Annotated in this window: 12 protein-coding genes; 6 read left to right on the forward strand and 6 right to left on the reverse strand. The window is 63.6% G+C overall.

Features of this window, described 5'->3' with window-relative positions; translation table 11 throughout:
* The first annotated feature begins 3 nt into the window (after window positions 1-3).
* From V3C40_RS23630 to V3C40_RS23640, 3 genes are read left to right on the forward strand one after another with little or no spacing between them, the layout of a single operon-like run.
* The gene (locus tag V3C40_RS23630; RefSeq protein ID WP_331778674.1) at window positions 4-798 is read left to right on the forward strand and encodes a biotin--[acetyl-CoA-carboxylase] ligase; all 795 of its coding nucleotides are present in this window, start codon (window positions 4-6) and stop codon (window positions 796-798) included.
* 4 nt (window positions 799-802) lie between these two features.
* Complete coding sequence (locus V3C40_RS23635; protein WP_331778675.1) at window positions 803-1,561, forward strand: type III pantothenate kinase; 759 nt, start codon at window positions 803-805, stop codon at window positions 1,559-1,561.
* Complete coding sequence (locus tag V3C40_RS23640; RefSeq protein WP_331778676.1) at window positions 1,555-2,250, forward strand: SPOR domain-containing protein; 696 nt, start codon at window positions 1,555-1,557, stop codon at window positions 2,248-2,250. The genes V3C40_RS23635 and V3C40_RS23640 overlap by 7 nt, the downstream gene beginning before the upstream one ends.
* Before the next feature lie 196 nt (window positions 2,251-2,446).
* Here the strand turns inward: V3C40_RS23640 and V3C40_RS23645 are convergent, their stop codons facing one another.
* The 6 genes from V3C40_RS23645 to V3C40_RS23670 all read right to left on the reverse strand — a co-directional run bounded on the left by V3C40_RS23645 (window position 2,447) and on the right by V3C40_RS23670 (window position 9,310).
* Window positions 2,447-3,499, reverse strand: a complete 1,053-nt coding sequence (locus V3C40_RS23645) for a septal ring lytic transglycosylase RlpA family protein (protein ID WP_051990990.1) — start codon at window positions 3,497-3,499, stop codon at window positions 2,447-2,449.
* Complete coding sequence (gene rodA / locus V3C40_RS23650) at window positions 3,499-4,614, reverse strand: rod shape-determining protein RodA (RefSeq protein WP_034749348.1); 1,116 nt, start codon at window positions 4,612-4,614, stop codon at window positions 3,499-3,501. Before rodA ends, V3C40_RS23645 begins: the two co-directional genes overlap by 1 nt.
* A gap of 8 nt (window positions 4,615-4,622) precedes the next feature.
* Complete coding sequence (gene mrdA, locus V3C40_RS23655; RefSeq protein ID WP_034749351.1) at window positions 4,623-6,590, reverse strand: penicillin-binding protein 2; 1,968 nt, start codon at window positions 6,588-6,590, stop codon at window positions 4,623-4,625.
* A gap of 12 nt (window positions 6,591-6,602) precedes the next feature.
* Window positions 6,603-7,115 (reverse strand): rod shape-determining protein MreD, encoded by a 513-nt coding sequence (gene mreD / locus V3C40_RS23660; RefSeq protein WP_034749354.1) that lies wholly within the window; start codon window positions 7,113-7,115, stop codon window positions 6,603-6,605.
* Complete coding sequence (gene mreC / locus V3C40_RS23665; RefSeq protein ID WP_331778677.1) at window positions 7,112-8,158, reverse strand: rod shape-determining protein MreC; 1,047 nt, start codon at window positions 8,156-8,158, stop codon at window positions 7,112-7,114. The genes mreD and mreC overlap by 4 nt, the downstream gene beginning before the upstream one ends.
* Window positions 8,159-8,266: 108 nt before the next feature.
* The gene (locus V3C40_RS23670; RefSeq protein WP_010393186.1) at window positions 8,267-9,310 is read right to left on the reverse strand and encodes a rod shape-determining protein; all 1,044 of its coding nucleotides are present in this window, start codon (window positions 9,308-9,310) and stop codon (window positions 8,267-8,269) included.
* A gap of 351 nt (window positions 9,311-9,661) precedes the next feature.
* On the opposite strand from V3C40_RS23670, the gene gatC reads away from it, so the two are divergent.
* From gatC to gatB, 3 genes are read left to right on the forward strand one after another with little or no spacing between them, the layout of a single operon-like run.
* Complete coding sequence (gatC, locus tag V3C40_RS23675) at window positions 9,662-9,964, forward strand: Asp-tRNA(Asn)/Glu-tRNA(Gln) amidotransferase subunit GatC (RefSeq protein ID WP_034749369.1); 303 nt, start codon at window positions 9,662-9,664, stop codon at window positions 9,962-9,964.
* Between the two features lie 53 nt (window positions 9,965-10,017).
* On the forward strand, window positions 10,018-11,502 hold the full coding sequence (gene gatA / locus V3C40_RS23680; RefSeq protein WP_331778678.1) for an Asp-tRNA(Asn)/Glu-tRNA(Gln) amidotransferase subunit GatA: 1,485 nt from the start codon (window positions 10,018-10,020) through the stop codon (window positions 11,500-11,502).
* 38 nt (window positions 11,503-11,540) lie between these two features.
* A complete protein-coding gene (gene gatB, locus V3C40_RS23685; protein WP_331778694.1) occupies window positions 11,541-13,016 on the forward strand; it encodes an Asp-tRNA(Asn)/Glu-tRNA(Gln) amidotransferase subunit GatB in 1,476 nt (491 codons plus the stop codon).
* Window positions 13,017-13,089 lie beyond the last annotated feature (73 nt).

The following is a 13,089-nucleotide window of genomic DNA, read 5'->3' on the forward strand; positions in this document are numbered from 1 at the left end:
ACCATGACGAAGCACTCAGACTTGAACAGCGCGGCCATCGCCGCCCATTGCGCCACGGGCGCCGCCCACGTATGCATAGAGGTGGTCGACGAAACGGGATCGACCAACGCCGACTTGCTGGCGCGCTGCGCCACCCTGGCAGGCCCCACCCTGCGCATCGCCGGCCAGCAAACTGCCGGACGGGGGCGCGCCGGACGGCCGTGGGTGTCGCAGGCGGACGCCAGCCTGATGTTCTCGCTGGCCTGGCGCTTCAAGGGACCGCTGCATCAACTGGTGGGATTGCCGCTGGCCGTCGGCGTGGCGCTGGCCGAAACCATGTCCTCGCTGGGCGTGCCGGTGCAGCTGAAGTGGCCGAACGACATGCTCAAGGATGGCCATAAACTGGCCGGCATCCTCGTCGAAACGCAGCAGGCGCCCGACGGCGGCGTGTGGGCCGTCATCGGCTGCGGCATCAATCTGCTGATGCCCGATGCGCTGGAACGGCAAATCGGCCGCAGCGTCTCGGCCGTGCCCTGGCTGGCGCAGATGGAACGCAATACCCTGGTGGCCGCGCTGCTCAGCCGCCTGGCCGGCGTGCTGGCAGAATTCGACGACACGGGCTTTGCGCCGTTTACGGAGCGCTGGAACCTGCTGCATGCCTGGCAGGGCCAGCACGTGAAAATCCTCGACAACGGCCAGCTGCTGCAGCAAGGCGTGGCGGCCGGCGTGGATCACCTGGGCCGGCTGCTGCTGCGCACCGATGGCGGCCTGCAGGAAGTCATGTCCGGCGACGTGTCCTTGCGCCTGCTGGGGGAGTAAGCACATGCTGCTGCTGATCGACGCTGGCAATACGCGCATCAAATGGGCACTCGTGGCCGCCGACAGTGCCGCCGGAGGCTGGCTGGCCAGCGGCGCCGTCGCGCATGCGCAGATCGATACCCTGGCCGCGCAATGGGCGCAACTGGCCATCCATGAGGCGCTGCTGTCGAACGTGGCGGGCACCAATATCGGCACGCGCCTGCGCGCCATGCTGCCGGTCGCGCCGCGTGACTTTGTCTCGCTGCCGCAGCTGGCGGGCCTGACGAATGGCTACCGCGCGCCGTCGCAGCTGGGTTGCGACCGTTTTGCCGCCGCCATCGGTGCGCAGGCGCTGGCGCCTGGCCAGGCCGTCATCGTCGCCAATTGCGGCACCGCCACCACCATCGACGCCGTCACCGCCGACGGCGTTTTCCTCGGCGGGATGATCTTGCCGGGACTGGGACTGATGGCCAGTTCGCTGGCGCGCAATACGGCGCAGCTGCCGCAAATCGCCGGCGACGCCATGCTGCCGGCCGGCTTTGCCGACAACACGGACGACGCCATCCTCTCCGGCTGCCTGGCGGCCCAGGCGGGCGCCATCGAACGGGCCGTGCGCATGCACGGCGCCAGCGCCTGCCTGCTGTCGGGCGGCGCCGCGCCGCGCATCGCACCGGCCCTGGCGCTGGCGGTGCCGCTGCACCTGGTCGACAATATCGTCATGATCGGCCTGCAGGCGGCCGCGCGCGCCGGGGCCGCAGGAACACAAGGAAACCACGTATGCTGAAATTCGTCTTCTGGCTGCTGGCCGGCGTCAACCTGCTGGTGCTGGCCATCGGCCAGGGTTATCTGGGCAGTTTTCGCACCGAGATGCGCGAACCGGCGCGCCTGAAAAACCAGCTTCAGGCGAGCAAGCTCACCTTGCTGACGCAGGAGCAGGCCACGGCGCCTGCCGCACCGCCAGCCACCGACGGCGCGGCACCGGCAGCGGCCGCACCAGCGGCGCCGCCATCGTATGCGTGTACGGAAGTGGGCAATTTCCTGCTGGCCGACGGCCGCCGCTTCGAAGCGCAACTGGCCGCGCTGGACCTGGGCGACCGCCAGTCGCGCCGCAACGTGGCCGGCCAGGACATTTCCAGCTACATGGTGTATATCCCGCCGCAGGGAAGCAAGGAAGGCGCCGACCGCAAGGCCGGCGAATTGAAGCAGCTGGGCGTGACGAACTACTTCATCATGAATGAAAGCAGCCCGCTGCGCTGGGGCATTTCACTGGGCGTGTTCAAGTCGGAAACGAGCGCGCAAAGCCAGCTGGCAATGCTCAACAAACAGGGCGTGCACAGCGCCCGCATCGCGCCGCGCTACAGCGCCAGCAAGCAATTCGCTTACCAGTTCCGCGACCTCGACGCGGCCACGCGCGCGCGGCTGGAAAAAATCAAAACGCAGTTCCCGGAGCAGGAACTGCGCTCCTGTAAATAACTGCTGACAATCGCGTCGGATTACGGCGCCTTGCGCCTAATCCGACCTACGCTCATCTCTCAATGACGATCAGCTTGATGCCAGCCAGGTAGGTCGGATTAGCGCTTGCGCGTAATCCGACGACGCCAGCGACGCCAACCATAGTGTCGGATTACGCGCTTGCACACCTCGGCGGCCCCGCTAATCCGACCTACGCTTACCTCTCAATGACGATCGGTTTGACACCCGCCGACGCCGGCAGGCTGGCCGCCGCGCGCGCCGCATCGGTGCGGCTCGTAAACGGTCCGCCGTACAGGCGGAACAACGGGCCGGCCGGCACCACATCGAGATTGCCCAGCGTTTGCGCATACGGCGCCAGTTGCGCGCGGCCCGCTTCCGCATTGTCCGCACGCGAATAGGCGCCCAGCTGCAGGTAGAAGCCGGTGGCCAGCGCCGCTGGCGCGGGCGCGGCCACGGTGGCATCGACCGCTGACAGCGCGGTGATTTCAGGCTGCACCACGGCGCGCATTTCCGGTTCGCTGTCGGCCGGCGTATCGATCGACCTGGCCACCACCGACGGCACCGGCTTCGGCGCCGCGCGAGCGGCCAGGATGGCGTCGATATCGGCCGGCAGCAGGCGTTCGACGACCACCTGGTGGCTGCCCTTGCCAAGGAAGCCCAGTTTCAGCGCCGCCGTATAGGACACGTCGATGACGCGCGTGGCGTGGAACGGGCCGCGGTCGTTGATGCGCACGATCACCTGCTGGCCGCTGTCGATGCTCGTCACGCGCGCATACGATGGAATCGGCAAGGTCGGGTGGGCCGCCGTCATCTTGTACATATCGTAGATTTCGCCCGACGAGGTGCGCTGGCCATGGAACTTCTTGCCATACCAGGTGCCCGTGCCCTTCTGCTTGAACGGTTCGTTGTCGGTGATCGGCGTGTAGGTCTTGCCGAAGACGACATACGGGCGGTTCGAGCGCGTCGAATACGGCTCGTTGCGCACTTCCGCGTCGGGTACGTCGCGCAGGTTGGCCGGCGGATTGTCGCCGGGACCGTCATCCTTGTAGTAGCCGCCGCGCCCGGAGCCGGCCGCCGGCAATACCGGCAAGGTGGGATCCTGGCGCACGGGCACCTTGACCTTGCCGCCGGACGGCAGCGGCACGTTATTCGATGCGGACTTTTGCGGCGTGGTGCCGCAGGCGGCCAGGGTCAGCAAGACCGCCAGGCTCAATCCGCGCATGGCGAAGGTGTCGAAAGGCGCCCGCATCAGGTCTGCACCAGCTTGCGGTGGCGCTGAATACTCATCAGGATACCGGTGGCCACGCCCAGGGTCAGCAGCGCGGTGCCGCCATAGCTGAGGAATGGGAGGGGGACGCCGACCACCGGCACGATGCCGCTGACCATGCCCATGTTTACAAAGGCATACGTAAAGAAAATCATAGTTATCGCTCCTGCCAGCAGGCGAGTGAAAAAACTGGGGGCGTTGGCGGCGATCATCATCCCCCGTCCCACCAGCAGCAAATACATCAGCATCAGGATCAAGTTACCGACCAGGCCGAATTCCTCGGAATATACGGCAAAAATAAAATCGGTCGTGCGCTCCGGAACGAATTCCAGGTGGGCCTGCGTGCCGTGCGTCCAACCCTTGCCCGTCATGCCGCCGGAACCGATGGCGATGATGGACTGGATAATATGGAAGCCCTTGCCCAGCGGGTCCTTGGTCGGGTCGATCAGCATCATCACGCGGTCGCGCTGGTAATCATGCAGGTGCGACCAGGCGATCGGCAGGCAGGACACAAAGGTGATCAGCAAGCCGGCCAGCACCTTCCACGACAGGCCGGCCAGGAAGATGACGGTAAAGCCGGCCGCCACCACCAGCAGCGCCGTGCCCAGGTCGGGCTGGCGCGCGATCAGGTAGACTGGCACCAGCAGCAGCACGGCCGCCATCAGGAACGACTTCCAGCGCAGGGCGCCCGCATTATGCTGGAAGAACCAGGCCAGCATCAACGGCGTGGCGATCTTCAGGAATTCGGACGGCTGGATGTCGATCACGCCGATATGCAGCCAGCGCCGCGCACCGAGCTTGATGGTGCCGAACAGCGCCACGGCCACCAGCAGGATCACCGATACCGTGTACACGGGCACGGCGATGCGCATCATCATCTGCGGCGTGACATTGGCCGCCACCCACATGACAAAAAAGCACAGCAGGATGTTGCGCAAGTGGTCCTCGATCTTGCCGGGAATGCCGATGCTGGCCGAATACAGGGTCAGCAAGCTGGTACTGAGCAGCATCAGAATGATGATCATCAGCGGCGGATCGAACACCGCCAGGTAGGGTTTGGCGCGCCGCCACAGCGAGCGCCTCTCGTTAATGGGCATGTGCTTCCTTATTGCCTGGCAGGTGCCGGGGCGGCCTGCTCGTCCGTGATTTCTTCCAGGGTGCGCACTTCGTCGACATCTTCCTTGGGCACCTTGGTGGTGTCCCTTTCCTTGTCGCTCGGACGCTTGCCCAGCAGGTAGTAGTCGAGCGCCTTGCGCGCGATCGGTGCGGCCACGCCGGCGCCGAAGCCCGCGTTTTCCACCACGATGGCGATCGCGATACGCGGCTTGTCGGCCGGCGCGAAGGCCGTAAACAAGGCGTTGTCGCGCAGGCGCTCGGCCAGCAGCTTGGCATTGTACTTCTCGTTTTTCTTGATGCCCACCACCTGTGCCGTACCCGTCTTGCCGCCCACCGTGTACTGCACGCCGGTGAAGATGCGCGCGGCCGTGCCGCCCTGCTCGCTGGTCACGCCCACCATGGCGCGCTTGATGGTGTCGATGTTTTCCTGCTTGAGCGGAATGCGGTAGCTTTCCTTCGGCACCGTCAGGGTGCGCGCGCGCGTGGCGGCGTCTTCGATGATCTTCACCAGATGCGGCTTCATCACCACGCCGTTGTTGGCCAGGTTGGCCGTCGCGTGGGCGATCTGCAGCGGCGTGTAGGAATTGTAGCCGGAGCCGTTACTCACCGAAATCGTGTCGCCGCCCACCCATTTTTTCTGCTGCGGCGTCTTGAAGCGGTTGCGCTTCCATTCCGTCGACGGCAGCACGCCCGTCTTTTCGTTATTCAGGTCGATGCCCGTCAGCTGGCCGAAGCCGAACGGCTTCATGAAGTCGTGAATGGCATCGATGCCCATGTCGCGGCCCAGCTGATAATAATAGGTGTTGCACGAGACGACGATGGATTTGTGCATGTCCACCGTGCCATGGCCGCCGACTTTATCGTCGCGGAACATATGCCCGCCCAGCATGAAGAAACCAGGATCGGAAATCGACTGGCTCGGCGTACGCTTGCCCAGTTCCAGCGCGGCCAGCGCCATGAAAGGCTTGAAAGTCGAGCCGGGCGCGTAGGTGCCCGACAGGGGACGGTTGACCATCGGCCGGTCCAGCGAGGTATTGAGTTCGTTCCAGCTTTGCTGGTCGATACCGTCGACGAACAGGTTCGGGTCGTAGCCGGGCTTGGACACGTAGGCGAGGATGTCGCCCGTGGCCGGGTCGATGGCCACGGCCGCGCCGCGCCATTCGCCGAACGCTTCCTCGACCACTTTTTGCAGTTCGATGTCGATCGACAGGATCAGGTTGTTGCCGGGGGTGGCCGCCGTGCGCGACAGGGTGCGCATGGCGCGCCCGCCGGCCGACACTTCCACTTCTTCGTAGCCGGTGGTGCCGTGCAGCTGCTTTTCGTAGCTTTTTTCCAGGCCTTCCTTGCCGATATGGTCGGTGCCGTTGTAGTTGGCCGCGTCCTCGCCCTCTTCCAGCCCCTTGGCTTCATTGCGGTTGATGCGGCCGATGAAGCCCACCACGTGCGAGGCCACTTCGCCCATCGGATACTGGCGGAACAATCGCGCCTGCACCTCGACGCCTGGGAAGCGGAAACGCTGCGCCGTGAAGCGCGCCACTTCCTCGTCCGTCAAACGCGTGCGCAGCGGCACGCTGACGAAGTTCTTCGATTCTTCCAGCAGCTTCTTGAAGCGGCGGCGGTCCTTGATGTCGATCTGCACCAGGGTCGACAGCTCGTCGATCACGGAATCGAGGCTGGCGCTCAGTTTCGACGGCGTGATCTCCAGCGTATAGGCCGAGTAATTGCGCGCCAGGACCACGCCGTTGCGGTCGAGGATCAGGCCGCGCGTGGGCACGATGGGTACCACGGCGATGCGGTTGTCTTCAGCCTTGGTCGCATAGTCCTCGTGCTTGATCACCTGCAGCCAGATGAAGCGCGCCAGCAGCAGCGAAAAGCAGACGAAGACGAGCGCGCCCAGAATGGTCAGGCGCATGCGGAAAAAATGCAGTTCGCGCTCGGTGTTCTTGAGTTCAGTCATGGCAGGCGCTCGTTAGATCGGCCGGTTATGGTCGCGGTCCACGGCGCGGCGCTGCGGTGCCAGCAAGATCCACGTGACGATGGGCCACAGGGCGACGGCGACGAAGCTCTCGATGAAATTGAGCCAGCCGGGGAAGCGGCCCGAGACGATCAAACGCGTCAGCAATTGCAGTGCCTGCGTCAGCAGCAGCAGCGGCAGCACGTGCAGCGCCTGCGTCATGATGGGGAACCACAGCACGCGGCGGTGCATCATGATGGCGAAATACGACAGCAAGGTATAGGCCAGCGCATTCTCGCCCAGCAGGGTCGAGTCGTGCACGTCCATCATCAGGCCCATGAAGAAGGCCACGCCGATGCCGACCTTGCGCGGCTGGTGGATGCCCCAGAAGACCAGCACCAGCGCGACGAAATCGGGTACGCCGACGAACTGCCCCCATGGCAGCAGGTTCAGCAGAAAAGCGCACAGCAGGGAAAAGCCGATGAACAGGGGGCTGACCGGCAGCAGGATGTAATGCGGGCGGTTCATCGTGTCGCTTCCTTCGGTGGCACGGCGGCAGGTGCGGGCGCTGGCGTCGCAGGTTTTGCGGGCACGGGCGCAGCCGCGTTGGCGGCAGGCGGCTTGGCGGCAGGCGCTGCCGCAGCGGCAGCCTCCTTGGCAGGGTCCTTGATCGGCGCCATCTTGCCGGCAATCTTGCGGCCCGTCTTGATATCTTCAGCGGGCGGACGCGGCGGAATCTCGGGCGACGTCATCAAAATGAGCAGCTGGGTGTTGCGTTCGATGCCGGCCAGCGGCTGGCACACGACGCGGCCGAACGGGCCATGCGCATTGCGCTCGACCAGGGTCACGCGCGCCACGGCCAGGCCAGCCGGGTACAGGCCGTCGAGGCCCGAGGTAATGACGATGTCGCCGATCTGGATGTCGGCGCTGGGGGCCGTGAAGCGCAGCTCCATGGTGCCGGACTTGCCGCGCCCGATGGCCACGCTGCGCACGCCATTGCGCAGCAGCTGCACGGGAATGGCCTGCTCTTCATCGGTCAGCAAAGTCACTTCGGAGGTGAACGGGAACACGCGCGTGACCTGTCCCACCACACCAAGGTTGTCGATCACGGGGCGGCCCAGTTCCACGCCATGTTGGATGCCGCGATCGAGCACGATCTTGCGCGTGGCCGAATCGCGCGTGTCGTACAGCACTTCGGCCATCATGGTCTTGACGGGGACGCGCTCGCGCGCTTCCATCAGCTTGCGCAGGTGGTTGTTTTCAACGATGTTGAGCTGCGCCTGCTGCAGGATCTGCGCCGAGGCGATCTGTTCGTGCTTCAGGTCGCGCACCTGTTTTTCCAGGGCGGACAGCGAAGAAAAGTAATTGCCGACGCCAAGCGCCACATCGCGCGGCACCAGGGCCGCCATCTGCACCGGATACAGCACGGTGCCGACTGCCTGGCGCACGGCCGTCAGCGCGTGCATGCGCGAATCGACCAGCAGCAGGGCGATAGAAATGCCGGCGAACACCATCATCTTGACGCGGGCAGAGGCGCCTTGTTTGAAAAGTGGCGGAGGACTGTATTCCATGACTTCCAATGATCAGGCCAGGCGCAGTGCGCCAACGTGCAGGCCCCGGTCAAACGCCGGCGCCAAAACCAAAAAAAGGCCGGATTGGTTTCCGGCCCTTCTGTCAGATTATTCGTAGGAGAAGATCGAGCCGAGCTTGTCCATACGTTCCAGTGCCATCCCGGAACCGCGCACCACGCAGGTGAGCGGGTCCTCGGCCACCAGCACCGGCAGGCCGGTTTCCTCCATCAGCAGGCGGTCCAGGTCGCGCAGCAGTGCGCCGCCGCCCGTCAGCATCATGCCTTTTTCGGCGATGTCGGCGCCCAGTTCCGGCGGCGTCTGTTCCAGCGCGTTTTTCACGGCCGAGACGATGTTGTTCAGGGGGTCGGTCAGCGCTTCGAGAATCTCGTTGCTGGAAATGGTGAACGAGCGCGGGATGCCTTCGGACAAGTTGCGGCCCTTGACTTCCATTTCCTTCACTTCCGAACCAGGGAAAGCCGAACCGATGGCTTTCTTGATGGCTTCGGCCGTCTGTTCGCCAATCAGCATGCCGTAGTTGCGGCGGATGTAGTTGACGATGGCTTCATCGAACTTGTCGCCGCCCACGCGCACGGAACCCTTGTAGACCATGCCACCCAGCGAGATGATGCCCACTTCCGTGGTGCCGCCGCCGATGTCGACCACCATCGAGCCGGTCGCTTCCGACACGGGCAAGCCCGCGCCGATGGCCGCTGCCATCGGTTCTTCGATCAGGTACACCTGCGAAGCGCCGGCGCCCAGGGCCGATTCGCGGATCGCGCGGCGTTCGACCTGGGTCGAACCGCAAGGCACGCAAATGATGATGCGCGGCGATGGACGGAAGAATTTCGAGTCGTGCACCATGCGGATGAATTGCTTGAGCATCTGCTCGGTCACGGTGAAGTCGGCGATCACGCCATCTTTCATCGGACGGATTGCTTCGATATTGCCCGGCACCTTGCCCAGCATCTGCTTGGCTTCCTTGCCGACTGCCTGAATGGTCTTCTTGCCATTCGGACCGCCTTCCTGACGGATGGCGACGACGGATGGCTCGTCCAGGACGATACCGAGGCCGCGTACATAAATAAGGGTGTTGGCCGTGCCCAAGTCAATGGCCAGATCGGTGGAGATATACCTGCGTAAAAAACCAAACATGAGTGTCCTGTAGCGCATCGAGCTGCGCAAAAGCTGTTTATGGGGAGTTTCAAAGCGGGCGCTTTCAGGCACCCTGAAAATCCGTGGAGGCGATTTTTTCGGGTTTCGCTTGGCGCTTGCGCAATCTTTTCTATGCTGCGGCAGCGGTCCATCAGCGCCGGCAACGCATTAACCCGCCATTCTACCTTATAATTTGAATGCGATTTGCTCAAAAACCATGGAAAAGTGCGACTCTTGCAGCCGCGAGTTACGCGGCATTCCTCGATTTTTGTGAGCAAAATAGCAGTAAATACCCGCGTTTTATCAAAACGCCAACTTAATACTAATGCGCGGCACTCCGCGCCATTCGCCATGTCCCTGACACTCTCCGACGTAAAACGCATCGCCCACCTGGCCCAACTTGAAATGGCCGACGACCAGGCCGTCACGTCTTTGGCCCAATTGAACAAGATTTTTGCACTGGCAGAACAAATGCAAGCCGTCAATACCGATGGCGTGGCGCCCCTGAGCCACCCGCTGGCCGCCCACATGGACAATATCGCCCTGCGCCTGCGCGAAGACCTGGCCACGGAACAGAACCGCCGCGACGCCTATCAGGCCGTGGCGCCGAAGGTACAAGATGGCTTGTATCTGGTCCCCAAGGTCATCGAATAAACACGCCGCTGCGTTGTTCCCGCCTTTTTGCCGAATATCAAAATAGAAACGCCATGCATACAAAATCCATCAAACAGCTGTCCACGCTTTTGCAGAACAAGGAAATTTCCGCCGTTGCGCTGGCGACGCATTTCCTCGACCGCATCGAAGCGGACAACTCGAACGCCTTTTTGCACGTCGACCGTGCCCTGACCCTGGCGCAAGCGGCCGAAGCGGACGCGCGCATCGCCGCCGGCACGGCCACACCATTGACCGGCGTGCCGATCGCGCACAAGGACTTGTTCGTCACCAAAGGCTGGCGCACGACGGCCGGCTCGAAAATGCTGGCCAACTACGCCAGCCCGTTTGACGCCACCGTGGTGGAAAAATTCCAGGCGGCCGGCATGGTCACCTTGGGCAAGGTCAATTGCGATGAATTCGCCATGGGCTCCGGCAATGAGAACTCCGCCTTCGGCGCCGTACAGAATCCGTGGGACAAGCACGCCGTGCCCGGCGGCTCGTCGGGCGGCTCGGCCGCCGCCGTGGCGGCCGGCCTGACGCCGGCGGCCACCGGCACCGACACGGGCGGCTCGATCCGCCAGCCGGCCGCGTTTTGCGGCATCACCGGCATCAAGCCGACGTATGGCCGCGTCTCGCGCTTCGGCATGATCGCCTTTGCCTCGTCGCTGGACCAGGGCGGCCCGATGGCCCGCTCGGCCGAAGACTGCGCCTTGCTCTTGAGTGCCATGGCCGGCTTCGACGAACGCGATTCGACCAGCCTGTCGCCGGAACAGGGCGGCGTGGCGGAAGATTTTTCGCGCGACCTCGATCAACCCCTCACGGGCTTGCGCATCGGCGTGCCGCGCGAATACTTCGGCGAAGGACTGGCCAAGGACGTGGAAGCGGCCGTGCGCGGCGCGCTGGCGCAGTATGAAAAGCTGGGCGCCACTCTGGTCGACATCTCGCTGCCGAATACGGCCTTGTCGATTCCCGCCTACTACATGATCGCCCCGGCCGAAGCGTCGTCGAACCTGTCGCGCTACGATGGTGTGCGCTACGGCCACCGCGCCACCGAGTACAAGGATTTGCAGGACATGTACAAGAAGTCGCGCGCCCAGGGCTTCGGCCCAGAAGTGCAGCGCCGCATCATGGTCGGCACCTATGTGCTGTGCCACGGCTATTACGACGCCTACTACCTGAAAGCGCAAAAGATCCGCCGCCTGATCGCGCAGGATTTCGACGCCGTCCTGAATGGCCCGAACGCCGTCTGCGACGTCATCATGGGACCGGTCGCGCCGACCGTCGCCTGGGACCTGGGCGACAAGACGGACGACCCGGTGGCGAACTACCTGGCCGACATCTACACCTTGTCGACCAGCCTGGCCGGCCTGCCCGGCATGTCGATCCCTTGCGGCTTCGGCGAAGGCGAGAAAAACAGCAAGCGCCCCGTCGGCCTGCAAATCATCGGCAATTATTTTGGCGAAGCCAGGCTGCTGAACGTCGCCCACCAGTTCCAGCAAGTGACGGACTGGCATACGCGCAGCCCTGCCGGTATTTAATAAGAACAGACGCGCCGCCCAGGCGGCGCCACCAAAAAATAAGCGAGAACACTATGCAATGGGAAGTCGTCATCGGTCTTGAGAACCACGTGCAGCTCACGACCGAATCCAAAATTTTCAGCGGTTCGCCGATCAAGTACGGCGCCGACGCCAACACACAAGCGAGTCCCGTCGACCTGGCCCTGCCAGGCGTACTGCCCGTGATGAACAAGCAGGCCGTCGACCGCGCGATCCGCTTCGGCCTGGCCGTGGGCGCCACCGTCGCGCCGCACTCGGTCTTCGCGCGCAAAAACTATTTTTACCCTGATTCACCCAAGGGCTACCAGATCAGCCAGTTCGAAGACCCCGTCGTCATCGGCGGCGCCCTGACCTTCGGCTATGAAAAGGATGGCGAATTCGTCACCAAGACGGTCAACCTGACGCGCGCTCATCTGGAAGAAGACGCCGGCAAGTCGCTGCATGAAGACTACGCGGGCATGAGCGGCATCGACTTGAACCGCGCCGGCACGCCGCTGCTGGAAATCGTCTCGGAACCGGAAATCCGCAGCGCCGCCGAAGCCGTGGCCTACGCCAAGGCCCTGCACTCGCTGGTCATGTGGCTGGGCGTTTGCGACGGCAACATGCAGGAAGGTTCGTTCCGCTGCGACGTCAACGTCTCCGTGCGCCCTGTCGGCCAGAAGGAATTCGGCACCCGCTGCGAAATCAAGAACTTGAACTCCTTCCGCTTCATCGAAGAAGCCGTGCACGTGGAAGTGCGCCGCCAGATCGAGCTGATCGAAGACGGCGGCAAGGTCGTGCAAGCGACGCGCCTGTACGATCCGGACCGCAAGGAAACGCGCGAAATGCGCAGCAAGGAAGACGCGCAGGATTACCGCTACTTCCCGGACCCTGACTTGCCGCCGCTGGTCATCTCGCAAGCGTGGATCGACACCGTCAAGGCCTCGATGCCGGAACTGCCGGCCGCCATGCGCGCCCGTTTCATCAGCGAATACGCGCTGCCTGACTACGATGCGCTGGTGCTGACGCAGTCGAAAGCCATGGCCACCTATTTCGTCGCCGTGGTCGACAAGGCCGGCAAGGAAAACGCCAAGGCCGCCGCCAACTGGCTGATGGGCGACGTGTCGTCGACCCTGAACCGCGAAGGCGTGGACCTGGACGACGCACCCGTCTCCGCCGCGCAGCTGGCCGCCATGCTCAAGCGCATCGCCGACGGCACGATCTCGAACAAGGCGGCAAAGGAAGTCTTCGCCGGCATGTGGGAAGCGAAGTCCAGCGACGAGAACCTGGTCGACGCCATCATCGACGCCAAGGGCCTGAAACAGATTTCGGATACTGGCGCCCTGGAAGCCATCGTCGATGAAGTGCTGGCGGCGAACGCCAAGTCGGTAGAGCAGTACCGCGCCGGCAAGGAAGCGGCCATCAACGCGCTGATCGGCCAGGCCATGAAAGCCTCCAAAGGCAAGGCCAACCCGGCCCAGCTGACGGAACTGCTGAAGGCCAAGCTGGCGGGATAATTCACCTGCCCAAAAAAAAAAGACGCTGCGGCGTCTTTTTTTTCGCCTGTACACATCGCGCATAAACAGCCTT

This window comes from Janthinobacterium sp. LS2A (genome assembly GCF_036543145.1).
Classification (GTDB): domain Bacteria; phylum Pseudomonadota; class Gammaproteobacteria; order Burkholderiales; family Burkholderiaceae_D; genus Janthinobacterium; species Janthinobacterium aestuarii.